This is a genomic window from Tardiphaga sp. 813_E8_N1_3 (assembly GCF_051811025.1).
Taxonomy (GTDB): Bacteria; Pseudomonadota; Alphaproteobacteria; order Rhizobiales; family Xanthobacteraceae; genus Tardiphaga.
This window is the reverse complement of sequence record NZ_JBPWQE010000001.1, coordinates 5,880,932-5,905,876: the sequence shown is the minus strand read 5'-3', so window position 1 is coordinate 5,905,876 and position 24,945 is coordinate 5,880,932. Positions and strand designations below refer to the sequence as shown.

The window sequence follows — 24,945 nt, the reverse complement described above, 5'->3', positions numbered from 1 at the left end:
CGCTTACGCGCCGAGCGCCACCGGGCGGAACACCTGTAGCAGTTGCTGGTCGATCTTGTCGCCCATCTGCTCCATGATCTCGAACGCCTTGGCATGCGTGAAGGCCATGCGATAGGCGCGCCGCTCCACCAGAGCCGCGTGGATGTCGACGATGGTCATCAGGCGCACGATATCGCTGATCTGGTCGCCGGCCAGCGCATCGGGGTAGCCGCTACCATCCAGGAATTCGTGGTGATGCAGCACCACGTCGAGCATCTCGCGCGGAAAACTGCCTTGCGCGACCAGCGCCTCAAAGCCGAGACGCGGATGCTTGCGGATTTCGAGCGTCTCTTCCTCGGTGAGCTTGCCCGGCTTGTCCAGGATCGCGACCGGGATGAAAGCCTTGCCCACATCATGGACCAGGGCTGCGCGCGTGAGACGGCGCTGATCTTCGTCGCGCATGCCGAGATGCTGCGCAAAGGCCACCGCGAAGCCAGTCACGAACAGGCAGTGACGATAGCTGTGATTGTGATGACGACCGACGGCGGCCAGCCATTCGCGCAGCGACGTGCGCTTGATGGCCTTCAGAATCTGGTTCTCCGCCTGCATCACGTCGTTGAAAGTGAGCGGCACGCCAGCGGGCAACTTCTCGAAGATCTTGACCATCACCGCATGGGCGGCTTCGACGCCGCGATTCAGCGCCTTGCCGCGGGCGGAGAAGTCCTCGTCATGTGGGTTCGGAAACGCGGCGCGGATACGCTGCATAATGCCGCGCGCATCGAACGGCCGCGCGATCGTATCAGTGGCGCCGAGCGCCCAGGCCTGCATCGATCCGTGATGCAGCGAGTCGGCCAGCACGAACAAACGCGGTATCGCTTCATAGGATTTGTGGCGCAGTTTGTTGCGCACGCGCTGCACGGCCTCTGCCGAACGCAGATTGATATCGACCACGATACCCGACAGCTCGCTAGGCGGCGTCTCCGGAATGGCTGATGTTGGGACAACATCGACCTCGCCAACCTTCTGCAGAATATCGACGAGTTCACTGCTGCTATCGCTGCGGTCCGATGCCAGAAGCAGTCGGCGGCGCGCCGGCGATTGTTTGACTGAAGCGGTCATATGCCCTCGATCTATTGCGGTGAACGGGCCGCAAGCAGGACATACATACCTTGGAACAGGGTTCTTGAAGCTTAATGGGTATTGTTAATGCTTCCTGATCGACCTCGGGAAGGTTTCATTCCGGCGGATAGCGCTATCAGCCGGTTAGGGACTTCGTGAAAACTTTAAGCAAAGCCGCCTTGCGCCGGAATCCGATCCGGAAAACAATCGCGCCATGAAGACCATCAGGTTCATCCTCGGCGTAGCGACCGCCCTCGCCGTCACGGTTCCAGCCCACGGGCAGCCCGCCGGAACGACGCCCGATCTGCTATTCACGGCAACCCTTTCGAACACCACGCCGCTGGCCTTCGGCATGGCGGTGGATGATGCCGCCCACGCACTAGGCGCGCCGCTGACCTATATCAGCGGCCGGCCGGGGCATGAGATCTATCTGGCGGTCCTAACCTTCGGCGGCAGCGGCTTCTTTGACCGCCGCGATCGCCTCTATCTCCAGTTTCGCAAGGGACGCCTGACCGGCTGGAAGGGCGACTGGGGCCGGCATTGGATGTGGCAGTAGCCGCTTTGTGAGTAGACCAGTGCTGTCGTCCGCGCCAAACAGACCTCACCCCTTAACAACGATATGGAATACCTCGTGGGACAAGACATCACGCTGACTGCATCTGACGGCTTCAAGCTCGGCGCCTACCGCACGCAGCCTGCGGGCAAGCCCAAGGGCGCCGTGGTGGTGATCCAGGAAATCTTCGGCGTAAACAACCACATCCGCACGGTCTGCGATCGCTTCGCTGTGCAAGGCTATGTGGCGGTGGCGCCGTCGATCTTCGATCGCACCGAACCCAACTTCCAGTCCGGCTATTCGCCCGAGGAAATCGCCATCGCGCGCAAGTTCGTTGCCAATCCGGATTGGCCCGCGATGCTGCGCGATACCCAGGCCGCGATCGATTCCGTTGGGGATATCGGCAATGTCGGCATCATCGGCTTCTGCCTTGGCGGCAGCGTTGCCTACGCCGCCGCCGCGAAGTTGACGGGCCTCAGCGCCGCCATCGGCTATTACGGCGGCGCCGTGGTGCGCTTTGCCGACGACAAGCCGACCGTACCGACGCAACTGCATTTCGGTGAAAAGGATCACGGCATTCCGCTGTCGGACGTCGAGACCATCCGCGCCAAGCGGCCGGATGTGGAGGTCTTCGTCTATGACGGTGCCGAACACGGCTTCAACTGCGATCAGCGCGCCAGCTACAACAAGGCCAGCGCAGATGTCGCCAGGGAGCGCAGCCTAGGCTTTCTGGCCAAGCATCTGGTGAAGTAAGAGACGAGGGCGCGTCTCTCCTTATCACACTCTCGGTGTCGCCCGGCTTGACCGGGCGATCCAATATACGTTGTCACCAGGGCTAATCACGAACCCCTGCGTTTACTGGATCACCCGCTTTAGCGGGTGACAGCCGAGACCTGCCCGAGCCAATCCGTGCCAACTTACTCGCCTTTGACGCCCGCGGTCTTTGCCACCGTCGCCCAGCGGTCGAAATCGCGGCGCAAGCTCTTCTCGAACGACTCGGCGCTGTCACCGACGGGAACGAGATTGACCGCTTGCAAGCCGGCGGTCCCTTCCGGCGAATTGATGATACGCCCAAGCTCGGCGGACAATTTGTTCACAATGTCCTTCGGCGTCGCTGCTGGCACGAAGATGCCAACCCAGCCCTCAGCCTCGAAGCCGGGATAGCCGAGTTCAGCCATGGTCTGCACATTCGGCAGCTTGGGCTTGCGTTTCTCGCCACCCACCGCGAGCGGACGGATTTTGCCGGCTTCGAGCTGCGGTCCGGCCGTGGTGAAGTCGAGGAAGGCCGCCGTGACCTGATTACCGAGCAGGTCGTTCAAGAGCGGCGCGGCGCCACGATACGGCACATGGGTCATGTCGATGCCGGTGTTTTTCTTCAGGAGCTCGCCATAAAGATGCGACGTGGTGGCATTGCCGAAAGTGCCGTACGGATATTTGCCGGGGCTCGCCTTGGCGAGATCGATCAGCTCCTTCACAGACTTCATCGGCTGCGCTTCAGGAACGACGAGCACGATCGGGGAGATCGCGACCTGCGTGACCGGCGCGAGATCCTTGAATGCGTCGTAAGGCAGTTTCGACATCAGGCTCGGCGCTTGGATGATCTGCGTGATGGCAACGAGCACCGTGTAGCCATCGGCCGGAGCCTTGGCGGCGAAATCGTTGCCGATCACACCGCCGGCGCCCGGCTTGTTCTCAACGGTGACGGTCTGCTTCCAGGACTCTTGCAGCTTCTGCGCCAGCAGGCGCGCGGCGACGTCAGTGGCACCACCGGGCGCATAGGGCACGACGAAAGTGATGCGCCGATCGGGATAGGATTGCGCCGTCTGCGCGGACACCTGCGACGACACCGCTCCCAGCGCCACGATGGCTGCCAGAGTGACGCCGCGCATGACCTCGATCGACGGACTCGTCTTCATCTATTCCCCCTGAAATCTGGTTGCGCCGACATGGCGGCGCTCCGGCGAGTTGGCCTCGCTTGACCATTGCTTACAGCGCAGAAGACGATTCTGATACAGCGCAACGCGTGTCCTGACGCTGATGCGCCTATACATCGCAGCCTTAAATTATCGAGAGCACCCCGACCTATTCCGCAAAGCGGAGAAAATCACGCTTGGGGTGATGACGGAACTTGATGCGCGCGATCAGAACCAGCGTTCGCTGACCAGCACCGTATCACCGGGATTGATCGGCGTGCCCAGCGGCACTACGGCGCGATACGAGCCCTCAACGGTGGTATGGGTCAGCGTGACTTCATCACGCTTGGCGCGCGGCGAAAAACCACCAGCAATGGCGATTGCGCTTTCGACGCTCATATTGGGCACGTAAGGATACTGGCCGGGAGCGGCGACTTCACCGAGAATGAAGAACGGACGGTAGGCTTCGATTTCGACAGCCACCGACGGTTCACGAATGAACCCGTTACGCAGGCGACCGGTGATGCTCGCGGCCAAAGCAGCAGGTGTCATGCCGCGCGCCGGCACGCGGCCGATCAGCGGCATGGTGATCGCGCCACCGGCATCGATGGCGTAGGAATTGGTGAGACCTTCCTGGCCGTAAACCACGACGCGCAACTTGTCGCCGGCATCGAGCTTGTACTGCGCATCATAGGTCGAGACCGGGGGAGCATAAGCAACCGGCACTGCTGCCGGCCCGTAACCCGGGCGGCCGTAAGCGAGGGTATCGAGATCGGCGGCCGGCGCAACCACTGCAACAGGACCTGGTCTCCGCATGCAGCCGGACAAAGCCAGCGCGGCAACCGCGACAATCATGGGCAGACGAAACGCGCGGGCAGACGACACTGGACATATCCCTCATAGAGGCAGCTTCGGTTCTGGCCTGTTATGGTTAAAATTCCGTTGTCATGGCCTTCCATCAGGCAGCAAAAAGCCCGCCTTCGGGAGTTCCGAAAGCGGGCTTTTGACGTTGTTTATCTACACTTAGCCGTGGTCAGTTCAAGCCGTGACGCCGACTCCGATCGGGCAGGACACACCGGTGCCGCCGAGACCACAGTAGCCGCCGGGATTCTTCGCCAGATACTGCTGGTGATAGTCTTCGGCGAAGTAGAACTTCCCGGCCGGCGCGATCTCGGTAGTGATGGTGCCGAGACCCTTCGCCGATAGCGCCTTCTGATACGCCGCCTTTGAGGCTACGACAGTATCGCGCTGCGCATCGTTGAAGGTGTAGATCGCCGAGCGATATTGCGAGCCGATGTCGTTGCCCTGACGCATGCCCTGGGTCGGGTCGTGGCTTTCCCAGAACGTCTTCAGGAGTTGCTCGTAAGAAATTTTCTTCGGATCGAACACCACCAGCACCGCTTCGGTGTGACCGGTGCGGCCCGAACAGGCTTCTTCGTAGGTCGGGTTCGGCGTGAAGCCGCCGGCATAGCCGACCGCGGTCGTGTAGATGCCGTCGCCGAGTTCCCAGAACTTGCGCTCAGCGCCCCAGAAGCAACCGAGCCCGAACACCGCCTGCTCAACTCCTTCCGGATAGGGCTGCTGGATGTTGCTGCCATTGACGAAGTGGTGCTTGGCAGTCGGGATCGGCGTATCGCGACCGGGCAGCGCTTCGGCAGCGGTCGGCAATGTAGTGGTTTTACGCATGAACAGCATGGATCGTCTCCCTGCGCGTTCGCGAACGAAGTGGGCTCCGGTTCGCTGGACGAACGCACGCATCTGAGGGCCAACAACGCCGTGACGGCAGAACCGGATTCACTCCCGCCGCGCGGCGCGTATCTCGAATGGCAATATAGGTATCTACGACGGAAACGGCAGGTCTGTTACGCCGCTGATGCGCCGTTCAATTCCGCGAATAACCAATCAGCGGCTTGCTTGGCCGGAACAGCAGCATCAGCACGATGCCGAGCACGCCCATGATGGCCCAGGCCGGTTGGTTAAGCAGCAGCTTGAGAAGCCCGCTGAGAAAAGGCGCATTGGCATCGACCGCTGCTTGGAAGGAACGCTGGCTGGCCTGGTTGATGTCGTTCCAGAACTCCCCGAGCCGGGTCAGCCGCAGCGCCTGATCGGCAATCGAGCGTGCCCCATCATAGACCAGGAATACGAACCCACCGGCCAGCAGTAACAGCCCTATCAGGCGGAAAAAACCGCGGATCATCCGAATCCCCTCATCGTTCTCTCCCCGGCAATACCGGGCAAACCCGAGAAATTCAACCTCTTCAGCAACTTAACTGCGACCACACGGCTGTTTTCCGTCTAAAGGCACAGCCGGAAAGCGTTGACGGTGGAAATCGGGCGCTCTATAAGGAGCGCCAATGGCGGTGGGCGCAATCCCGCCGCCGCTGTTCTTTGAGCGGCGCGCCCCGTGAGTTTCAAAACGCGTGAGCTTTGCCGCTCCGGGGATAGCATTTTCAGGAACACCCCGGAAACAGATCAGCGTTGGCCGCAGTCGAGCGGCAGACGTCAATCAGCCCGGCGCCCGAGACGGGACGCTGCTGAAGGATAGTGAGATATGGCCAATACGACCTCCGCCAAGAAGGCGACGCGCAAGATTGCCCGCCGCACCATCGTCAACAAATCCCGCCGCACCCAGATGCGCGGTGCAGTCCGCACCGTCGAGGCGGCGATCAAGAGCGGTGACCGCGAAGCGGCGCTGAAGGCGATGAAGCTCGCCGAGCCCGAACTGATGAAGGCTGCTCAGCGCAACCTCGTTCACAAGAATCTCGCAAGCCGCAAGGTCTCGCGTCTCGTCCATCAGATCGCGAAGCTCGCGCAGTAATCTGACGACAACATTCTTTCTAAAAAGCCCGGCTTTGCGCCGGGCTTTTTTTATGCCGCAATGCGTTCGCGCTATCGCGTCACAAATTCTGATGAACCGCAAATACGGCTGCACGCTTGCACGATGCGCGTCTCGTCATGTCTCTTCAACGGCACAGCCGGAACGCACAACGCATCACACCGAGCGCCAATCCGCGTTATCGCTTGCGTCAGCGTGATTCTGAAAAAGCAACAGCGTCACGCCGCCAGCGCGAGTCCGATGTCTAGGGTTACCCTGACTCAACGCACAGAAAAAAACGCGCGGCTCTAATCACTTATCGGCATAGCGAAGCGGACCAGTTTGAAAACGCGGACTCCGCCCCTTCATTCGTAAATGAATTATGAATTTCTTTTTTCGCTGGATCGAATTTGCAACGGCACTGTCACATTGCGATTCAGCGCGTTGATTCAAAACCTTGACGTATCGTCAAAAAAATCATGGCGCGTTCCGGGCTGCGCAAGTGAGGCTTTTGCGGGGCACCTGAAAAATGATTCCGTTGCGAGAAACCGGGCGTGCTGTATTTCTTTAATCACTCGCGGCGCCCGCGGTTCTTCAGATCAGAGCGATTTAAGAACCAGGACGGACCTTAGGATCAGCGACGGTCTTCAGGTTAGCGACACCTTCCAAGCTTTGATCGGATCGCAGCCCATAGCAATATGGGAAGGGTTGTTCTGTGTCGAAATTTCTCGGGTATCCATTCGGGTGCTTTGAAAAGAAATGCGCACCGGCCAATCGCAACCAGCAAAGCTGACGGTGCGGAAGTAAGCGGGCAGGCGAGCGGGCAAGACGACGATACGGGAATGCGACTGAACGAGTTTCGATGTTCAGCGTTGCGGACTAACTTTGAACCACATGTGAACTGACATCTTGCCGCGAGCGACCGCGGCGAGCGGGGGAGGCTTTATGCGCAAATCGACCACGACAGCATTCCAGCGACCGCGATCTGCGTCTCGTTCAGATATGGCGACCCACACCTCCGCCCACGTTCCCGACAGACCCTCCAGTACGCGCTGACCTCGCGACGAGGTCCTCTTCGACATCACTGATCTGACCTCGGCCGGATGGCCGTTGGCGGAGCTGTGCCCGAAGACGACGCGTCACACGAGGTCGCACCGCGTCTCCATACGCGGACATTCATCGGCAGCGTTGTGCCGGACACTCACTCTATCTGAAAAGTTCTCTGACAATGGCTAATATGGAACAGGATCACTGGTCTCGCGTGAAAGGTCGGCTGCGGTCGACGGTTGGCGAAGACGTTTACTCCAGCTGGTTCGCGCGGATGGATCTCGAAAGCGTGCAGGACGACAGCGTCCATCTTTCGGTACCCACCCGATTCCTGAAGAGCTGGATCCAGGCCCACTATGCCGAGCGTGTGCTGAACGCTTGGCAGGCCGAGATGCCGCAGGTTCACCGCGTCGACCTCACCGTGCGCTCCGCAATGCGCAACGTGGCGCCCGCCAACAAGGAAGCCGCCGCGCCAGCCGAAGCACGCCGCACCGAGACGTTCAACAACCGTCCCGCGCCCGAACTCCGTGCCACGGCCACCGCGCCGGTGTCCGCAAGCCATGAAGCACTTGGCGGCTCGCCGCTCGATCCGCGCCTGACTTTTGCGAGCTTCGTGCTCGGCCGCGCCAACACGTTGGCCCATGCTGCCGCGCGTCAGGTCGCCGAAGGTCGCCGCGGCGATCCGGTGATGTTCAACCCGCTTTACATCCATGCCGGCGTCGGCCTCGGCAAAACCCATCTGTTGCAGGCCGTGACCTGGGCTGGCAATTCCGGCCCAGACCGCAAGGTGCTGTATCTCACTGCCGAAAAGTTCATGTACGGCTTCGTCGCTGCGCTGAAGACGCAGACGGCGCTCGCCTTCAAGGAAGCGCTACGCGGCATCGACGTGCTGGTGATCGACGACATGCAGTTTCTGCAGGGCAAGACCACGCAGGCCGAATTCTGTCACACGCTGAATGCGCTGATCGATGCCGGCCGCCAGGTGGTGATCGCCGCTGATCGTCCGCCGTCGGATCTAGAAAGCCTCGACGAACGCGTGCGTTCGCGCCTCGCCGGCGGTCTCGTCGTCGAAATGAGCTCGCTCGGCGAAGAGCTGCGCCTGGGCATCCTGAAATCGCGCGTTGCCGCCGCGCGTGCACATCACGCCTCGTTCGAGGTGCCGGAGCCGGTGCTGGACTATCTGGCCCGCACCATCACCCATAACGGCCGCGACCTCGAAGGCGCAATCAACCGCCTGCTGGCGCATTCGAAGCTGAACGCCACGCCGGTCACGCTGGAAATGGCTGAGCGAGAAGTACGCGACCTGATCCGCCCGCAGGAGCCGAAGCGCATCAAGATCGAGGACATCCAGCGTGTCGTCGCGCGTCAGTACAATGTCAGCCGGTCCGACCTCCTGTCTTCACGCCGCACCGCCAATGTCGTGCGCCCCCGTCAGGTTGCGATGTATCTGGCCAAGACCCTGACACTGCGCTCGCTGCCGGAAATCGGTCGCCGCTTCGGTGGCCGCGATCACACCACCGTTCTGCATGCCGTACGCAAGATCGAGGCGCTGGTCGGCAAGGACGTGGCCCTGCAGGATGAGGTCGAAACGCTGAAGCGCCAACTGCAGGAATAAGACATTCCGGCCCCGGTGTGCCGAAGCGCGCACCGGGGCCGGACCTGCCGTTAACCCTCAAAACATTGGGGGCCGGAAGCCTATCTCTCTTGCGCTTCCCGGCCATCCACGCCACCTTGCGGTCCCCCGCGGGATTGAGCAAAATCCACTTGATCGAGCTTGCGGGTGTCATCGCCGCGGCGCCCGTTCGGGCTGCCGGGCATTTTCACACGACACCGGATTGAATCGGGCGGGTTTTGTTATGAAGGTCACCGTCGAACGCGCGCAACTCCTGAAGTCGCTGAGCCACGTCCATCGCGTGGTGGAGCGCCGCAACACGATTCCGATCCTGGGCAACGTGCTGATCCGCGCCGAAAATGCCCGGCTGTCGCTGAAGGCCACCGACCTCGACCTTGAAGTCACAGAAACCCTGGCCGCCGAAGTCGGCACCGCCGGTTCCACCACCGTGCCCGCACATATGTTTTACGACATCGTCCGCAAACTGCCAGACGGCTCCCAGATCGTGCTCGAAGCCGATGGCGATCGCTCGGTAATGGCGATCCGCGCCGGCCGCTCGCGCTTTACCCTGCAGACCCTGCCGGAGAATGATTTCCCGGATCTCGCCGCCGGCGAAATGACGCATTCGTTTGCGCTGCCCGCCTCCGACGTCAAGCGTCTGATCGACCGCACGCAGTTTGCGATCTCCACTGAAGAGACCCGCTATTATCTCAACGGCATCTATCTCCATGCCGCCGGCACCGCGACCGCGGCAACCCTGCGTGCCGTCGCCACCGACGGTCATCGTCTGGCGCAGATCGACCTCAAGCTGCCCAAGGGCGCCGACGGCATGCCGGGCGTCATCGTGCCGCGCAAGACGGTTGGTGAAGTGCAGCGCCTGATCGAGGATCTGGAAGCCGAGATCACCATCGAACTGTCGCAGGGCAAGATCCGCTTCACGCTTGGCAATGTGGTTCTGACCTCGAAACTGATCGACGGCACCTTCCCGGACTATGGCCGCGTAATTCCGCAGAACAACGACAAGGAACTGGTGATCGACAAAAAGGATTTCGAGAACGCCGTCGACCGCGTCTCGACAATCTCCAGCGAACGCGGCCGCGCCGTGAAACTCGCGCTGTCGGCGGGCAAGCTCGTGCTGTCGGTGACCAATCCGGATTCCGGCAGTGCGACGGAAGAGCTCGAAGTCGAATATGCCTCCGACGCGCTCGATATCGGCTTCAACTCGCGCTATCTGCTCGACATCGCCGCCCAGATCGAAGGCGAAGTCGCTGTGCTGCGCCTCGCCGATCCCGGCTCGCCGACGCTGGTGCAGGACAAGGACGCCAAGGGCGCCCTCTATGTGCTGATGCCGATGCGGGTGTGAGTTCCTTCAGGTGTCGTCCCCGCCTAGCGCGCCAAAGGCGCGCGCGGAGCGGGGACCCATAGCCTCCGAAGAACTGGTTGCAGCTAGGTAGCCACGGCTCTGCCGTTTTAATTGTGCCGACCGTGGTTATGGATCCCCGCCCCGCATGCGCCTTCGGCGCACTAGGCGGGGATGACAACGGAGATTGGCGCGGCTCGTTGCGACGACTTTAGCTGAGTCCCATATTCACGAATGACCGCCTCCCGCATCCATCGCCTGTCGCTCACCAACTTCCGCAGCTATCGCGCGGCGTCGCTGGAAACGTCGGCGGACATGGTCGCCCTCGCCGGCCCGAACGGCGCCGGCAAGACCAATTGCATCGAGGCGATCTCGTTTCTGTCGCCGGGCCGCGGCCTGCGCCGCGCGACGCTCGAAGACGTTGCGAATAACGACGGCGACGGTTCCTGGGCCGTGTCGGCGACTGTCGAGGGCGAAGTGGGCCTCGCCACACTCGGCACCGGCATCGATGCACCCACGGCTGAAGGCGCCTCCACCAGCCGTCGCTGTCGTATCGACCGTGAGCCGGTAGGCTCTGCCGCAGCGTTTGGCGATCACCTGCGCATGGTGTGGCTGACACCCGCGATGGACCAGTTGTTCATGGGCGCCGCCTCCGAACGCCGGCGCTTCTTCGACCGCCTCGTGCTGGCCATCGACAAGGATCACTCCGGTCGCGTCTCCGCGCTGGAGCGCAGCCTGCGCTCACGCAACCGCTTGCTTGAAGAGCGCAACGGTGACAGCCACTGGCTCGACGCCATCGAGCGCGAGACCGCCGAACTCGCAGTTGCTGTCGCCGCGACGCGTGGTCAGACCGCGATGCGGCTCGCAGAGATGCTGCGCGTGCGCGGCGAAGCCTCGGCCTTTCCATCCGCACTCATCATGCTCGACGGATGGATGGAGAATGCGCTGGTCAATGAACCGGCCACAGCGGTCGAAGATCGCTATCGCCAGATCTTGCGCGATAGTCGCCCGCGTGATGCCGCCGCCGGCCGCACGCTTGACGGCCCGCATCTCACTGACCTGCAGGTGATTTATGCGCCGAAGAACATGCCCGCGCGCGATGCCTCCACTGGCGAACAGAAGGCGCTGCTGATCGGCCTCGTGCTCGCACATGCCACGCTGGTTGCCGAGATGACCGGTATCACGCCTCTGCTGCTGCTCGATGAAGTCGTCGCCCATCTTGACCCCGACCGGCGCAAGTCGCTGTTCGGCGAACTCTCGAAATTGGGCGCCCAGGTCTGGATGACCGGTGCCGATCCCGCTGCTTTCGGGGATATCGGCACCTCCGGCGAGATCTTCGACATCGCCAATGGGCGCGCCACGCGGCGCCCGCCGGCTGGTTGAACCAAAGCAACACCTCCTACAACTCACTTTAAGTGCCCCGCGCAAATGATGTCGCTGCCCTTGTGGGCGGCGCTTTTGCATGCGCGCAAGCAACCGCCGGAGGCTTTCAGTGATGTTTTCAAGCAAGCGCGGGATGCAGCTCCCGGCCAGACACTGCCTATTTGCCCTGCTCGTCAGCACCGCCATCGCCGGCGGCTCGCTGGCCTGCCACGCCGAAGACGGCCTCGTGGATGTGAGAACGCTGCCATACATCGAAGGTGCAACGGCCCGGCCGGAAGCCACCAAGTATCCCAACCTCAGCGCCAGCTATTTTGGCGCTGGCACTGTTGCAGACACAATTGCCAGCACCGGCAGATTACTCGCCGCCGATGGCTGGATCGCCTACACGCCGCCATTCGAGGCCTCGAATCGCAGTCGCTGGTACAAGAAGGGGGCGCAGGGCGTGTCGGCATCCTTTATGACCGATGGCAGCCGAACGGACCGGTCGGGCGTCAGCTACAGCTCACAGCGCCTGGAAGTGAACCTGCCCTTCCCTGAACGTGCGACCGACATCGTCTACGACGAGCGGCGACCGTACCTTGGATGCATGACCACTGAAACGGTCGACGCAACGCTGGCTTTCTTTCAGAAAGAATTCGCTGCATTGGGCTGGTCGCCGCTATCAGCGAGTGCTGCGGAGACCCGTTGGCCCGACGCGAAGATCGACGAGACGATCGCGAATGGCGTGCGTGTCTATTTCACCCGCGACGGCAACACGCGACAATTGCCGGTGATGCTGACCTTGCAACGAGGCGCCGACAGCAGGACCAGCGTCGAGATACGCGTTGCGCCATTCGCGCTTCCGCAAGAGCTGGTCGCCGGCTCAGAATCTGCCGGTCTGCCAAAACCCGAACGGATCAAATCCGCCGGAACCACCGGCAGCGCAGATTCCATCAAGCGCGAAGCGCATGCGCTGATCCCGGCTGAACTCGGCCCCGTGCTCGCCTTCTATCGCCGCGAACTCGGCAAGAAAGGCTGGATCGAACAAAGCAAGGACACCGTCGTCACCGCCGATCGCGCCTCGCTCGCATTCACCTCCCCGGAGGAAACTGCGACGATGCAGATTGGTCGCAAATACGATCTGACCACCGTGCAGATCGACGTGCAGGTCCTGCCATCCGTGATCGCAGCGCGCGCGAAGGCCAAAAAGGAAGCAGACGACCGCTTTATCAAGGACGCACTCGCGTTCGGGCAGGCGGCTATTGCCGAAGCGGATGCGAGGCGCGCCGCGGCACAAGCCGCGCGTGGGCCGGAAACTGCATTACGCGCGATGGACGGTGCGAGCACATCGATTCCGGTCCCCGACACCGCCAGCGAGATCGATTTCGACGGCGCCGATGGCAGACTCGCATTCACCAGCTCATCAAGCGTCAGCGCGCTGGCGGATTTTTACCGCAGCGGAATGAAAACGCTCGGCTGGAAGAGCGCGCCGTCGGTCATCAACAATCCCAATATGGTGGTGTTGAATTTCAGCAAGGCCAAGCAAAGCATCTCGCTGACGGCGATGCAGATGGGCCCGAAGGTCAATGTCACGGCGACAGGCTCGGGCCTGAAGGGCGCGCCTGTCGCGGCCGTTGCCAGCAAAACCGACAACGCCAAGAGTGTCGAACAGGTTCTCGAATCCGATGGCGACACCGATTATCCCACACCAAAGCAGCGGACGTTGCGATCGCTCGGTACATCCGGGCTGCCCGGTGGCGCACCATTCCGGCATGAGTTGAACGCCTCCATTCCTGCCGGATTGGATTCGGTTTTGGCGTTCTACCGACGCGAACTTACGCAGCGACAGTGGCAGGAAGACACGCAGAGCGCGGTCATCAAGCCCGACAGCGCCATGCTGGCTTTCAAAGCCCCCGATGGTCCGGCCATGCTGAAACTGGAGCGTCGCAACGACGAGACCAGCGTCAGCCTGGTCGTGCGTCATCCCGCAGAAGCGACAAAGGCGGGCATCCTGCCCCCACCGGGCAAGGTTCGGCTGCTGTTCGGCAATATGGGCGATGCCGAGGTGTCGGTCAGCGTTCACAACAAGACGATCAAGGTCGCGCCCGGCGTGGGGGGACCGCAAAATCCGAACGGGCCGACCATGGAACTGCCGCCCGGCGCCTACAAGGTCACAATCAAGGCCGCAGGCAAGCCTGCACATGACAGCACGATCAAGGTCGCGGCCAATGACAGCTGGGGTCTAATGGTCGGCCCTGACGGTCGGGATATCCTCCCGCTTCAGCTCTACTGAGGACAAAGCTAACGGCATATCAGTGAGCGTATCCATCGCAGCATTGAGCCATGAGAAATCGGCTGTTGTAGGCGGCGCCGGACGGCATAAATATCTGGCTATGCTGGTATTTTTGGCCATTCACCTATCGCGGATCGCACACGCATTCGGAAGCGAAATGCGTTCGCTGCCGATCCCCGGGCCGCGCATGATCGACGAGGCCGAATGCGTCTGTTCGGTGCTGCTGGCGATCGTCTTGTCGCACGCCATCGGCGCGGAGAATGTCGGCTGGGCCGCGTTCTCCGGCTACATGGTGATGCGCTCGCATGTCGCCGAAAGTTTTACACGCGGCATCCTCCGCGTGATTGGGACGCTCGCTGGCGCAGGACTCGCGCTTGCCGCTGCGCCTTTGCTGCTGCGCCAGCCGGTGTTGCTGAGCCTCGGTCTTCTGATCGGTGGCAGCATCACCCTCTATTTCGCCATCGTCGGCCGCCGCGCCTATGCCTGGCTGTTCACCGGCCTCACTTTCCTGATGGTGCTGATCGAAGGCATGGAACATGCGCGCGAGCCGATCCTGCGCTTTGCCTCGACGCGCGTGCTCGAAGTGCTGGCCGGCACCACCGCCTGCGTCATCGTCAGTGCGATCTCGACCTGGACAGTGCGGCGCGCGCTACCGAATCCGGACAACAATCTGCGCGCCAAGCCGGTCGACCAGCCGACGCGGCAATGGCACGCCACGGTGGCGCGTCACGCCTTGGTTGGCGGCATTGCATTGGCGCTGATCCCGTGGGCTTGGCAGTGGCTCGGCATCCCCTCGCTCAGCCAGTCCAGCATCACGATCTTCGCGGTCATGCTGGTACCGGCCGCATCGCTGGCGGAGGGCATGCTTAGCCCGGTTTCCTCGCGCATGATGAACCGGCTGGTCGGCTGTCTCGCGGGCGGCCTGCTGGCCAGCGCAATCCTGCTGGTCAGCCAACATTCGCCCGTCGTGATGACCATCGGACTCGCGCTCGGCGTTATGATCGGCCGTCACATCGAAAATGGCCCGCCCTCCCTGAGTTATGCCGGTCTGCAATTCACTTTGGCCTTCCTCGTGGTGCTGGTGCCTGACAACTACGCCAATGCCGCCCTGGAGCCCGGCTATGACCGCCTGTTTGGCATTCTGTTCGGGATGGTGCTGCTGGAGCCGGTCGTGCTGGCCGCGCATTTGATCGCCAGGCGCGGCCTCAAGGGGACCCCCGCCAAACCGGCTGCGGGATTGGCCGAAAAATAGCCTCTCGGATGCACGCAAGCCGGGCATTTCGACGCCCGGAACAGGCGCGAAATCAGGCTACGAAAACGGCCTCAAATCGACTTGAAATGACGCCAAAAAAACCTATTTATTCAATAGCTTGCTGCGCGTTACTTTGCGCTAGGCGCAATGCGCCTTTCATGGCACAAATAGAGCGATTCAAGCGCCGTTTTCCGCGCTGATTCGGCACACCTTCGAAGGCCCCTACATGACTGAACCAGCCCGGCAACCCATCGCCGACACTGAGCATGCCATTCCCGCTGAATATGGTGCGGAATCGATCCGGGTCCTGAAGGGACTCGACGCCGTCCGCAAGCGGCCGGGCATGTATATCGGCGACACGGATGACGGTTCCGGCCTGCATCACATGGTCTACGAAGTCGTCGACAACGCGATCGACGAAGCGTTGGCCGGTCATGCAAGCGCCGTCGAAGTTATTCTGAATGCCGATGGGTCAGTGACGGTGCGCGACGACGGTCGCGGCATTCCCGTCGACATTCACAAGGGGGAAGGCATTTCGGCGGCCGAGGTCATCATGACCCAGCTCCATGCCGGCGGAAAATTCGACCAAAACTCCTACAAGGTATCCGGCGGTCTGCACGGCGTTGGCGTGTCCGTCGTCAACGCGCTGTCGAGCAAGCTGATCCTGCGCGTCTGGCGCAACGACAAAGAACACCGCATCGAATTCGCCCATGGCGACGCTGTGGCGCCGCTCTCGGTGGTCGGCGATGCCAATGGCAGGCGCGGCACCGAAGTGACGTTCTATGCCTCGGCGGAAACCTTCACGACACTCGAATATGATTTCGCGACGCTTGAACATCGTCTGCGCGAACTCGCCTTCCTGAATTCCGGCGTCAACATCAGATTGTCGGATCTGCGCCATCCGGTCGAGAAGACCGAGAACATGATGTATGAGGGCGGCGTCGAGGAATTCGTCAAATATCTCGACCGCAACAAGAAGGCGATGGTGCCGACGCCGATCGTGATGCGCGCCGAACAGGGCGGCATATCAGTCGAAGTCGCGATGTGGTGGAACGACAGCTACCACGAGAACGTCCTCTGCTTTACCAACAACATCCCGCAGCGTGACGGCGGCACCCATCTCGCCGGCTTTCGCGGCGCGCTGACGCGCCAGGTCAATGGCTATGCCGAAGTTGTCGCCAAGAAGGAAAAGATTGCACTGACCGGCGACGATTGCCGCGAAGGCCTCACTGCCGTGCTGTCAGTGAAAGTGCCCGATCCGAAATTCTCGTCGCAGACCAAGGACAAACTCGTATCCTCGGAAGTGCGTCCGGTGGTCGAGAATATTCTCAACGAAGCCCTCGCCTCGTGGTTTGAGGAACATCCGACCGAAGCCAAGATCATCGTCAGTAAGGTGATCGAAGCCGGCGCTGCCCGCGAAGCCGCCCGCAAGGCGCGCGAACTGACGCGCCGCAAGGGCGCGCTCGATATCGCCTCCCTGCCCGGCAAACTCGCCGACTGTCAGGAACGCGATCCCGCCAAGTCTGAACTGTTCATCGTCGAGGGTGACTCGGCAGGCGGCTCTGCGAAACAGGGCCGCAACCGCGAATTCCAGGCCGTGCTGCCGCTGCGCGGCAAGATCCTCAATGTCGAGCGCGCGCGCTTCGACAAGATGCTCGGCTCCGAACAGATCGGCACGCTGATCACGGCGCTCGGCACTGGCATCGGCCGCGACGACTTCGATCTCTCGAAGCTGCGCTATCACAAGATCATCTTGATGACGGACGCCGACGTCGACGGCGCGCATATCCGCACGCTGTTGCTGACGTTCTTCTTCCGCCAGATGCCGACGCTGATCGAAGGTGGCTTCCTCTACATTGCGCAGCCGCCGCTCTACAAAGTGACGCGCGGCAAATCCGAGCAGTACCTCAAGGACGAGCGCGCGCTGGAAGACTACCTGATCGAGACCGGCCTCGACGACTGCCTGTTCCGACTATCATCGGGCGAGGAACGCACCGGCCGCGATCTGCTCTCATTGGTCGAGGATGCCCGCGTCATCCGCTCGACGCTGAACAATCTGCACTCGCGCTATAACCGCAAAGTGGTGGAGCAGGCAGCGATTGCCGGCGTACTCAATCCGCAGGTCACCGTCGATCTCGCCACGGCGAACGCCGCTGCCGATTACATTGCTAAGCGTCTCGATGCGCTCGCTGACGAGGTCGAGCGCGGCTGGGTCGGCCAGTTCCGCGAAGGCGAAGGCTTCTTCTTCGAACGCACCATCCGCGGCGTGAAGGAAGTGTCGTTCATCGACGATGCGCTGCTCGGCTCGGCCGATGCCCGCAAGCTCGACGAATATGCTGCGCGCCTGCAGGAAGCCTATCCGAAATCCGGCGTCCTGCGCCGCAAGGATATCGAATTCGCGATCCACGGTCCGGTCACGCTGTTTGAAGCCGTGACCGATGCCGGCCGCAAGGGCGTGGCATTGCAGCGCTACAAAGGTCTGGGCGAGATGAACCCCGGCCAGCTCTGGGAGACCACGCTCGACACCAACGAGCGCTCGCTGCTGCAGGTGCGCGTCAAGGAAGTCGACGAAGCCGACGACATCTTCACCAAGCTGATGGGCGATGTAGTTGAACCGCGCCGCGAATTTATCCAGGACAATTCGCTCAGCGCGAATGTCGACGTCTGAGCAAGGACAACCGCGCTGCCGAGGTCGTTAGGTCGCTTCCTCGGCATAGGGCGCGAGCACATCCAGCAGATCCCGGCCCCGCGCCGGAGTCGGCTCCACCAGCGCGCGGTTGGCGACCGAGTCCAGATGCGAATGCATCAGCGACATCGCCTTGTTGGCATCGCCCTCCTGCAGCGCTTCGATGATCGCTATGTGCTCGCTGATACCGCATTCTGACGAATGTGGGCGACTGAACAGCGACAGTGTCAGACAGCACCGATAGGCGATCTCGCTGACATAGCGGACCAGCACCGGGCTGTTGGTCATCGACGCCAGCATGATGTGAAATTCAGTCGCCAGGCGAATGGACACGGCGTTCGGCCCGTCATGCGCCTCGCGCTCCGCCTCGACATGCGCCTTGAGGCGCGCGATCTGACTGCTACTGAGCTTGCCGGCGATCTTGCGGACGATCAGCCGCTCGAGATCCATCCGGATGTCGAAGATGTCGCGCGCGTCCTGCCAGCTCGGCGTCACGACCACGGCGATGCGGTTACGTCGCAGCTCCACAAGCCCCTCGGACGCCAGTTGCCCGAGTGCATAGCGCGCAATGGTCCGACTGACGCCGAAGCGCTCACCCAGGGAGTCCTCGGGAAGCTTGGCGCCGGGTTCCAGAGCCTGCTCGATGATCGCCCGCCGCAGCGCGCGGCAGATCACCCCAACCTTGTCTTTTGAATTCAGCGCTTCTGGCATTCAGATCGAACCTGTCGCGATTTGGGCATTCTGGGCAGTGCCCGAAGTGCATGCAATCGAGGAGAGTGGCTGCCCAATAATTCCGCATGGAATGGCGAGCGAACGTAAAATGACAACGTTTCGCCCCGGACTCAAGTGGCACCCCAATTGCATGCACTTATCGCCATGACAAGTATGCAAGAAAATGGGCCCGCCGAGAGCCAACGCAGACCGACCGCCATTGAACTGTCTGCGACCTCGGTAACGTTCGGCCGCGGCCCGACCGCCACGCCGGCGCTTGCGGAGACCAACCTTAGTATTCCCGACGGCGAATTCCTCGCCCTTGTCGGCCCCTCTGGCTGCGGCAAGTCGACGATCCTCAAGCTCGTCAGTAATCTGCTCCGCCCCACCACCGGCGTCGTGATCGTCGGCGGGCGTGAGGTCGCAGCCAAGGCATTGCGGATCGGCATGGCGTTCCAGAACCCAACCATGCTGCCCTGGCTGACCATTGAGCGGAACATCATGCTTCCGCTCAAGATCGTGGAGCCGTTCCGGTCGCAGTACCGACAGCAGCGCAAAGGCGCGTTTCTCGACAAGGCACACGCGCTTCTGGCGCAAGTGGGCCTCAAGGATTTCGGCAAGAAGTATCCGTGGCAGCTCTCCGGAGGCATGCTGCAGCGGGCAAATCTCTGCCGTGCCCTGATTCATGAACCGCGCATGCTGCTGCTCGACGAGCCGTTCGGCGCACTCGACCAATTCACCAAGGAAGAACTCTGGTCGATTCTGCAGAGCCTCTGGCTGCAACACAAACCGACGGTGCTGCTGGTCACGCATGACCTCCGCGAAGCCGGTTTCCTCGCCAGCCGCATCTGCGTGATGAGCGCACGGCCAGGCCGCATCCTCGACGACAGCCGCGTGGACTTCGCCCGCCCACGCACCATTCCGATGACCTTCGAGCCGGACTTCGTCGCACTCAACCAGCGTCTGCGTGAACTCATCGTCAATGCCCGGAGCAACGCTCCCGAAGCGCAGGAGGAATAGGTCATGAGTGTAGGCCTGCGTCAAAAACTCTGGTCGTTCGGACTGATCGTCATCTTCTTCGTGGGATGGCAGTTATTTTGTATCATGTCGGGCGTGTCGGATCTGGTTCTTCCGCGTCCGACGGAAATCATTGCGACGCTGATCGCGCGCTTCCCGATCCTGTGGCCGCATATTCTGCAGACCCTCGGCACGACCATGGCCGGCTTCGTCCTTGGCGTCGGTCTCGGCGTGGTGCTGGGCGCGGTCATCGGCGTCTCGAAAGTCGCTTATGACACCGCCTATCCGCTGTTGGTCGGCTTCTCGTCGATTCCGAAAGTGGCAGTGGTGCCGATCTTCGTATTATGGTTCGGCTCCGGCTCCGTGCCCGCAATTCTCACCGCGCTGTCGATCTGCTTCTTCCCCATCGTCGTCAACATCGCAACCGGCCTAGCCACCACCGAGCCGGAACTGGAGGACGTGCTGAAGGCACTCGGCGCCAGCAAGATGGACATTCTCTGGAATGTCGGCCTGCCGCGCACCATGCCGTTCTTCTTCGCCTCGCTGAAAGTCGCCGTCAGCTACGCGTTCGTCGGCGCTGTGCTGGCCGAGACCGTCGCGTCCAATCGCGGCATCGGCAATGTGATGATGAGTGCATCGTCGAACTTCAATGTGCCGCTCGTCTTCGCCTGCCTGTTCATTCTCGCGATCCTCGGCGTGGCACTCTACGTCATTTTTTCTCTGATCGAAGCGCGCGTGACCGGCTGGGCCACACGCAAGAACGATCTCGTCGCAACCTAATCACCTCACACCAACCAGGAGAACGTCATGTTGAAGAGATTGACCGCCCTCGCAGTCGGCAGTGTCCTGCTTACAGGCTCCGCCTTCGCTCAGGAGACGACCATCAAGTTCACGCTGGGCTGGAAAACCCAGGGCAGCGACGCGGCATTTTTCTATGCGAAGGACAAAGGCTACTTCAAGGAAGAAGGCCTGAACGTCGTTATCGATCAGGGCGAAGGCTCCGGCGCGACCGTGACGCGCATCATGTCCGGCGCCTGGGATGCCGGCTTCGGCGACGTCAATGCTATCATCCAGAACTCATCGACGCGCCCTGCTGACGCGCCCGTGATGGTCTATATGATGTGGAATCAGCCTCCCTTCTCGATCGTCACCAAGAACACCAGCGGCATCAAGACGATCAAGGATTTCGAAGGACGCACGCTGGGCGGCGCGCAGGGCACGCCGACGACGCGCCTGCTGCCAGTCTTCATCCAGAAGAACGGCCTCGCCGGCGACAAGATCAAGGTCACCAACATGGCTCCCAACCTGCAGGAGCCGATGCTGATCAAGGGCGACATCGACGCCGCGCTAGTCTTCAACATCACCAGCTACTTTAACCTCGTCCTCAACCGTCAGGATCCCGAAAAGGACTACAAGTGGTTCTCGTTCGGTGAGTTCGGCCTCGACCTGTATTCCAACGGCGTGATGGTGTCGCAGAAGCTGCTGGCATCAAATCCGAAAGCCGTCGCGGGTCTGGTCCGAGCCATCAACAAGGCCAACATCGCCGTCGCCAAGGATCAGAACGCCGGCATGGCCTCAGTCGTTGCCTTCGACAATCTGGTCGATGTCCCCGTCGAGAAGCGCCGTCTGCAATATTCCTTCGATAAGCTGATGGTTTCGCCCGAAATGAAGGAAATCGGCGTCGGCGACATCAAGGATGACCGCATGACCCGCGCCATCGGCATGGTCGTGGAAGGTTACGACCTGAAGCGCACGCCGACCCCGAAGGAAATCTTCTCCCGCGAGTTCCTGCCGGCCCGTGGGGATCGCGAACTGGTCTATACGGCGAACTAAGCAGGCACGTGGCATGACCCAGGTTACATCTGCGACGAATATCTTCACCGGCACAGATCGGGGCCTCGTGCCTCAGGCGAGCATCCATTATGCGGATGGCCTGATCACGAACGTCTCGGCCGGCGCAAGCATTTCGCCGCAGACGAACCATTTGGTCATCCCAGCATTGGTCAATGCCCACGACCACGCGCGACCATCCATGACATCCTTCGGCGCATCTAATATGCCGCTGGAATCATGGATCGCACGCTCCGCCTTCGGCACGCCGCCCGATCCCTATCTCGCCGCCGCCGTCTCGCTCGCCCGCTCGGCACGCGCAGGCTGCGGCGGAGCGATGATCCATTACACCCGCCCGAGCGGCAAAATGCCGATCCTCGACGAGTCGATCGCGATCGCAAAAGCCGCCAACGATGTTGGCATCCGGCTAGCCTTTGCGCTGGCCGTGCGCGACCAGAATCCAATCGTCTATGGCGACGGCGCAGACGTACTTGCCGCATTGCCCAAGGACGACCGGAGTACGATCCAGGACATGTTCATTCGTCCGGGCCCGACACCGGCCGAATATCTTGACCGCGTCGAAGCGATTCACGCCGCGATTGCCGGACGGATGGTCGATGTACAATTTGGACCGGCGGGCGTGCAGTGGTGTTCCCCCGCGCTGCTCGAAGCCATCGCCGAACGCTCTGCCGCTACCGGCCGGCGCGTCCATATGCATCTGCTCGAGACCATCTATCAGCGGCAATGGGCCGACCGCGCCTTTCCCGACGGTATGGTGCGCTTCCTCAAGAATATCGGCTTGCTGTCGAACCGGCTGACGCTGGCGCATTGCATTCATGCGCGGCCGGACGAACTCGACATGATCGCCGAGTCCGGCGCGACCATCGTGACGAATTTCAGCTCCAATCTGCATCTGCATTCCGGCCTCGCACCGATTGCCGATGCCCATCGCCGCGGCTGCCCTATTGCCGTCGGCATCGACGGCGTTGCCCTCGACGAAGACGACGATGCGATCCGCGAAATGCGCCTCGTGCAGATGGCCCATGATGGGCTCGGCTTCGACCGCACCTGGAGTCGGGCAGAGTTTCTCGCACTCGCCATCCGCAACGGCCGCAGATCGATTGGCGCGCCCGGCCCGGGCACACTCACGACCGGAGAGGTCGCGGATTTCGTGACCCTCGATATCGGCCAGCTCGACCGCGATGCCATCATGCCGGTCGATCCGATCGACATGCTGTTTGCGCGCGGCAATTCAAGCTGCATTCGCGATGTCGTCGTCAACGGCCGCACCATCAGCCGCGATGGCAAGCCAACCGGCGTCGATCTGGAGGCCATGGAGACCGAGTTGCGTGGGCTCTATCGCAAGAGCGTGCCGCAATTCAAGGCGTTCGAACGTGCCTGGGCGCCGTTCGAAAGCGCCGTATCGCACTGGTTCCGGCAACAGGGGTGTTGCTAGCAGCAGGGATGTTACCAGCTCACTGAACACCGAGCCGCTTCAGTTCACCTGACGCTTTTCAAGCTTTCGCGCTAGCGTACGACGATGCATGCCAAGACGACGCGCCGTCTCGGAGATGTTGAAGTCGCTTTCCACCAGCGTCTGGTGAATGCGCTCCCATTCCAGCGTCTTGATCGAGGTCGGGCGCTCCGTGAGCGCCACCTGCACATCGCCGGTCGCTTTCTGGAAGGCTTCCTCGATGTCGTCGGTGTTCGAGGGCTTGGCGAGGTAATGACACGCGCCGAGCTTGATCGCCTCCACCGCCGTGGCGATGCTGGCATAGCCGGTGAGCACCACGATCAGCATCTCAGGGCTCAGCGCATGCAGCGCCTCGACACAGGCCAGACCCGAGGCTCCACCGAGCTTGAGATCGACCACCGCATAGCCGGGCACCTTGTCGCCGAGCACCTCGGTCAAGGTCTCGAAGCCCTCGGAATGCAGCACGGTGTAACCGCGACGCTCGAACGAGCGCTTTAGCGTGCGCGCGAAACCCTCGTCGTCCTCGACAATGATCAGCAGACGTTCATCCGACATGTTTGCGCGCTCCAATCGCGAGGGCGGACAGTGGCAGCGACAACGACACGAGGGCGCCGCCCACGGGACGATTCTCCGCCACCACCGCGCCGCCCAGTTTGCGGACGGCATTGACCACCAGAAACAGACCGAGCCCGCGCCCGGACTGGCCCTTGCTTGAATTGTAGGGTTTTCCAAGATTCGCCAGCATCTCCTTGGCGAAACCCGGCCCCATGTCGCTGACCTTCAGCACCAGTTGGTCTCCATCGCGCTCGATGGCAAGACGGATCCAGAGCGGCGATACTTCATTCGCATTGTCGAGCACATTGAAAATCATCTGCTTCAACGCGGAATCCGAAACGATCGGCATATCCTCGCCAAACCGGTTCTCATAGACCAGCGTTCTGCTTGAGCGCGCGATGCGCCATTCCTCAACCAGCTCACTGAAGAAATCGTGCACGGATGTGACGGCAGGCGCTTCACCGCGCATATCACCCGCAGACATCAGGATGCCGGTGACGATCGACTTGCAGCGCTGTACATCGGCCTGCATTTCAGCGATCTCTTCCATCAATTCAGGATCCTTGGCCAGCGCCGGCATGCGGCGCCAGTCGCTGAGGATGACCGACAGCGATGCCAGCGGCGTACCAAGCTCATGCGCGGCCCCAGAGGCGAGCAGGCCCATGCGCACGATATGATCTTCCTCCGCGGCTTGCTGGCGCAGCGCTGCGAGACCCTCGTCCCGCTCGCGCAGGTTTTGTGCGATGCGCGTCATGAAAACGACGATCAGCGCTGCATCCAGCACGAAGCAGATCAGCATGCCTATAATGTGCAACTGGAAGAGGTTGTCACGCAGCGCGTCCGGTAGCTCCAGCGGGCGATGAAACACAATCAGCCCGGCGAAGCACAGACAGGCGACAACGACCACAACCCAGGTCGAGCGACCGTTCAGCAGCATTGCTCCGAGCGTCACCTGCAGCAGATAGAGCGACACGAACGGATTTGTCGCGCCACCACTCAGATAGAGCTGCCCCGTTAGCGCCGCCACGTCGAGCAGCAGAAGCAGAAGCAGTTCGCGGTCACGCGCGTCGGTCTGCTGGCGCAGCCACTCCTGGCTGATGACATTGAGGAATACCGAGCCGCACAGCACCGCCACCATGGCCATCCACGGCAGCGCGATGCCCATCACCAGATGCACGAAGCCGATGGTCAGGACTTGCCCGACCACTGCGATCCAGCGCAACTGGATCAGCAGATTGATGTTCTTGATATTGGTGGTTTCGTCGAGCGGTAAAGCCGAGAACGCAGCAGGTTTGGTTGCCCCCGCAGCGTCAATAGGCGACGGGGCCACTGCACTGACGCCAGTGACGTCTTGTGTCCCCACGTTG

General features: G+C 61.6%; 21 protein-coding genes. 13 read left to right on the top strand and 8 right to left on the bottom strand.

Annotation, left to right across the window (positions count from 1 at the left end; all coding sequences use genetic code 11):
- Window positions 1-3: 3 nt before the first annotated feature.
- Complete coding sequence (locus AB8A33_RS27970) at window positions 4-1,098, bottom strand: HD-GYP domain-containing protein (protein WP_439095730.1); 1,095 nt, start codon at window positions 1,096-1,098, stop codon at window positions 4-6.
- A 214-nt stretch (window positions 1,099-1,312) separates the two neighbouring features.
- Here AB8A33_RS27970 and AB8A33_RS27965 point away from each other — a divergent pair, with 214 nt between their 5' ends.
- Together AB8A33_RS27965 and AB8A33_RS27960 are read left to right on the top strand one after the other, a co-directional pair.
- Complete coding sequence (locus AB8A33_RS27965; RefSeq protein ID WP_439095729.1) at window positions 1,313-1,654, top strand: hypothetical protein; 342 nt, start codon at window positions 1,313-1,315, stop codon at window positions 1,652-1,654.
- Between the two features lie 75 nt (window positions 1,655-1,729).
- Window positions 1,730-2,404 (top strand): dienelactone hydrolase family protein, encoded by a 675-nt coding sequence (locus AB8A33_RS27960; protein WP_439095728.1) that lies wholly within the window; start codon window positions 1,730-1,732, stop codon window positions 2,402-2,404.
- A gap of 164 nt (window positions 2,405-2,568) precedes the next feature.
- Here AB8A33_RS27960 and AB8A33_RS27955 read toward each other — a convergent pair whose 3' ends face one another.
- The 4 genes from AB8A33_RS27955 to AB8A33_RS27940 form a co-directional block, all read right to left on the bottom strand.
- A complete protein-coding gene (locus AB8A33_RS27955) occupies window positions 2,569-3,567 on the bottom strand; it encodes a Bug family tripartite tricarboxylate transporter substrate binding protein (RefSeq protein WP_439095727.1) in 999 nt (332 codons plus the stop codon).
- Between the two features lie 225 nt (window positions 3,568-3,792).
- The gene (locus AB8A33_RS27950; protein ID WP_093757687.1) at window positions 3,793-4,419 is read right to left on the bottom strand and encodes a polysaccharide biosynthesis/export family protein; all 627 of its coding nucleotides are present in this window, start codon (window positions 4,417-4,419) and stop codon (window positions 3,793-3,795) included.
- A gap of 183 nt (window positions 4,420-4,602) precedes the next feature.
- A complete protein-coding gene (gene msrA / locus AB8A33_RS27945) occupies window positions 4,603-5,259 on the bottom strand; it encodes a peptide-methionine (S)-S-oxide reductase MsrA (protein WP_439095726.1) in 657 nt (218 codons plus the stop codon).
- A 187-nt stretch (window positions 5,260-5,446) separates the two neighbouring features.
- Window positions 5,447-5,761, bottom strand: a complete 315-nt coding sequence (locus tag AB8A33_RS27940) for a hypothetical protein (RefSeq protein WP_439095725.1) — start codon at window positions 5,759-5,761, stop codon at window positions 5,447-5,449.
- Between the two features lie 354 nt (window positions 5,762-6,115).
- On the opposite strand from AB8A33_RS27940, the gene rpsT reads away from it, so the two are divergent.
- From rpsT to gyrB, 7 genes are all read left to right on the top strand, one after another.
- Complete coding sequence (gene rpsT / locus AB8A33_RS27935; RefSeq protein ID WP_068729934.1) at window positions 6,116-6,382, top strand: 30S ribosomal protein S20; 267 nt, start codon at window positions 6,116-6,118, stop codon at window positions 6,380-6,382.
- Window positions 6,383-7,607: 1,225 nt separating this feature from the next.
- Window positions 7,608-9,041 carry a chromosomal replication initiator protein DnaA gene (gene dnaA / locus AB8A33_RS27930; protein ID WP_439095724.1) on the top strand — a complete coding sequence of 478 codons (1,434 nt, stop codon included), beginning with the start codon at window positions 7,608-7,610 and terminating at the stop codon, window positions 9,039-9,041.
- A gap of 241 nt (window positions 9,042-9,282) precedes the next feature.
- Complete coding sequence (gene dnaN / locus AB8A33_RS27925; protein ID WP_089263411.1) at window positions 9,283-10,401, top strand: DNA polymerase III subunit beta; 1,119 nt, start codon at window positions 9,283-9,285, stop codon at window positions 10,399-10,401.
- Between the two features lie 231 nt (window positions 10,402-10,632).
- Window positions 10,633-11,781 (top strand): DNA replication/repair protein RecF, encoded by a 1,149-nt coding sequence (gene recF, locus AB8A33_RS27920; RefSeq protein ID WP_439095723.1) that lies wholly within the window; start codon window positions 10,633-10,635, stop codon window positions 11,779-11,781.
- A gap of 112 nt (window positions 11,782-11,893) precedes the next feature.
- Window positions 11,894-14,053: a hypothetical protein gene (locus tag AB8A33_RS27915; protein WP_439095722.1), complete on the top strand. Its 2,160-nt coding sequence runs from the start codon at window positions 11,894-11,896 to the stop codon at window positions 14,051-14,053.
- 157 nt (window positions 14,054-14,210) lie between these two features.
- Window positions 14,211-15,305, top strand: a complete 1,095-nt coding sequence (locus AB8A33_RS27910) for an FUSC family protein (RefSeq protein WP_439095721.1) — start codon at window positions 14,211-14,213, stop codon at window positions 15,303-15,305.
- A 226-nt stretch (window positions 15,306-15,531) separates the two neighbouring features.
- Window positions 15,532-17,973 (top strand): DNA topoisomerase (ATP-hydrolyzing) subunit B, encoded by a 2,442-nt coding sequence (gene gyrB, locus AB8A33_RS27905; RefSeq protein ID WP_439095720.1) that lies wholly within the window; start codon window positions 15,532-15,534, stop codon window positions 17,971-17,973.
- A 27-nt stretch (window positions 17,974-18,000) separates the two neighbouring features.
- Here the strand turns inward: gyrB and AB8A33_RS27900 are convergent, their stop codons facing one another.
- The gene (locus AB8A33_RS27900) at window positions 18,001-18,702 is read right to left on the bottom strand and encodes a GntR family transcriptional regulator (RefSeq protein WP_439095719.1); all 702 of its coding nucleotides are present in this window, start codon (window positions 18,700-18,702) and stop codon (window positions 18,001-18,003) included.
- 165 nt (window positions 18,703-18,867) lie between these two features.
- On the opposite strand from AB8A33_RS27900, the gene AB8A33_RS27895 reads away from it, so the two are divergent.
- The 4 genes from AB8A33_RS27895 to AB8A33_RS27880 are packed head-to-tail and all read left to right on the top strand — an operon-like array spanning window position 18,868 to window position 23,005.
- The gene (locus AB8A33_RS27895) at window positions 18,868-19,722 is read left to right on the top strand and encodes an ABC transporter ATP-binding protein (RefSeq protein WP_439095718.1); all 855 of its coding nucleotides are present in this window, start codon (window positions 18,868-18,870) and stop codon (window positions 19,720-19,722) included.
- A gap of 3 nt (window positions 19,723-19,725) precedes the next feature.
- On the top strand, window positions 19,726-20,499 hold the full coding sequence (locus AB8A33_RS27890; RefSeq protein WP_439095717.1) for an ABC transporter permease: 774 nt from the start codon (window positions 19,726-19,728) through the stop codon (window positions 20,497-20,499).
- 27 nt (window positions 20,500-20,526) lie between these two features.
- Window positions 20,527-21,552 carry an ABC transporter substrate-binding protein gene (locus tag AB8A33_RS27885; RefSeq protein WP_439095716.1) on the top strand — a complete coding sequence of 342 codons (1,026 nt, stop codon included), beginning with the start codon at window positions 20,527-20,529 and terminating at the stop codon, window positions 21,550-21,552.
- A gap of 13 nt (window positions 21,553-21,565) precedes the next feature.
- Window positions 21,566-23,005: an amidohydrolase family protein gene (locus tag AB8A33_RS27880; protein WP_439095715.1), complete on the top strand. Its 1,440-nt coding sequence runs from the start codon at window positions 21,566-21,568 to the stop codon at window positions 23,003-23,005.
- Between the two features lie 39 nt (window positions 23,006-23,044).
- Here AB8A33_RS27880 and AB8A33_RS27875 read toward each other — a convergent pair whose 3' ends face one another.
- Entirely contained in the window at window positions 23,045-23,578 is a 534-nt protein-coding gene (locus AB8A33_RS27875; protein ID WP_089263395.1) for a response regulator transcription factor, read from the bottom strand.
- A complete protein-coding gene (locus AB8A33_RS27870) occupies window positions 23,568-24,941 on the bottom strand; it encodes an ATP-binding protein (protein WP_439095714.1) in 1,374 nt (457 codons plus the stop codon). Before AB8A33_RS27870 ends, AB8A33_RS27875 begins: the two co-directional genes overlap by 11 nt.
- Window positions 24,942-24,945: the final 4 nt, after the last annotated feature.

What these genes read in the sequence shown, in the direction of transcription:
- AB8A33_RS27955 (WP_439095727.1), bottom strand. Translation starts at nt 3,567, where the DNA reads ATGAAGACGAGTCCGTCGATCGAGGTCATGCGCGGCGTCACTCTGGCA.
- AB8A33_RS27950 (WP_093757687.1), bottom strand. Translation starts at nt 4,419, where the DNA reads ATGATTGTCGCGGTTGCCGCGCTGGCTTTGTCCGGCTGCATGCGGAGA.
- AB8A33_RS27940 (WP_439095725.1), bottom strand. Translation starts at nt 5,761, where the DNA reads ATGATCCGCGGTTTTTTCCGCCTGATAGGGCTGTTACTGCTGGCCGGT.
- AB8A33_RS27915 (WP_439095722.1), top strand. Translation starts at nt 11,894, where the DNA reads ATGTTTTCAAGCAAGCGCGGGATGCAGCTCCCGGCCAGACACTGCCTA.
- dnaN (WP_089263411.1), top strand. Translation starts at nt 9,283, where the DNA reads ATGAAGGTCACCGTCGAACGCGCGCAACTCCTGAAGTCGCTGAGCCAC.
- AB8A33_RS27970 (WP_439095730.1), bottom strand. Translation starts at nt 1,098, where the DNA reads ATGACCGCTTCAGTCAAACAATCGCCGGCGCGCCGCCGACTGCTTCTG.
- dnaA (WP_439095724.1), top strand. Translation starts at nt 7,608, where the DNA reads ATGGCTAATATGGAACAGGATCACTGGTCTCGCGTGAAAGGTCGGCTG.
- AB8A33_RS27910 (WP_439095721.1), top strand. Translation starts at nt 14,211, where the DNA reads ATGCGTTCGCTGCCGATCCCCGGGCCGCGCATGATCGACGAGGCCGAA.
- recF (WP_439095723.1), top strand. Translation starts at nt 10,633, where the DNA reads ATGACCGCCTCCCGCATCCATCGCCTGTCGCTCACCAACTTCCGCAGC.
- msrA (WP_439095726.1), bottom strand. Translation starts at nt 5,259, where the DNA reads ATGCTGTTCATGCGTAAAACCACTACATTGCCGACCGCTGCCGAAGCG.
- gyrB (WP_439095720.1), top strand. Translation starts at nt 15,532, where the DNA reads ATGACTGAACCAGCCCGGCAACCCATCGCCGACACTGAGCATGCCATT.
- rpsT (WP_068729934.1), top strand. Translation starts at nt 6,116, where the DNA reads ATGGCCAATACGACCTCCGCCAAGAAGGCGACGCGCAAGATTGCCCGC.
- AB8A33_RS27965 (WP_439095729.1), top strand. Translation starts at nt 1,313, where the DNA reads ATGAAGACCATCAGGTTCATCCTCGGCGTAGCGACCGCCCTCGCCGTC.
- AB8A33_RS27885 (WP_439095716.1), top strand. Translation starts at nt 20,527, where the DNA reads ATGTTGAAGAGATTGACCGCCCTCGCAGTCGGCAGTGTCCTGCTTACA.
- AB8A33_RS27900 (WP_439095719.1), bottom strand. Translation starts at nt 18,702, where the DNA reads ATGCCAGAAGCGCTGAATTCAAAAGACAAGGTTGGGGTGATCTGCCGC.
- AB8A33_RS27895 (WP_439095718.1), top strand. Translation starts at nt 18,868, where the DNA reads ATGACAAGTATGCAAGAAAATGGGCCCGCCGAGAGCCAACGCAGACCG.
- AB8A33_RS27880 (WP_439095715.1), top strand. Translation starts at nt 21,566, where the DNA reads ATGACCCAGGTTACATCTGCGACGAATATCTTCACCGGCACAGATCGG.
- AB8A33_RS27875 (WP_089263395.1), bottom strand. Translation starts at nt 23,578, where the DNA reads ATGTCGGATGAACGTCTGCTGATCATTGTCGAGGACGACGAGGGTTTC.
- AB8A33_RS27890 (WP_439095717.1), top strand. Translation starts at nt 19,726, where the DNA reads ATGAGTGTAGGCCTGCGTCAAAAACTCTGGTCGTTCGGACTGATCGTC.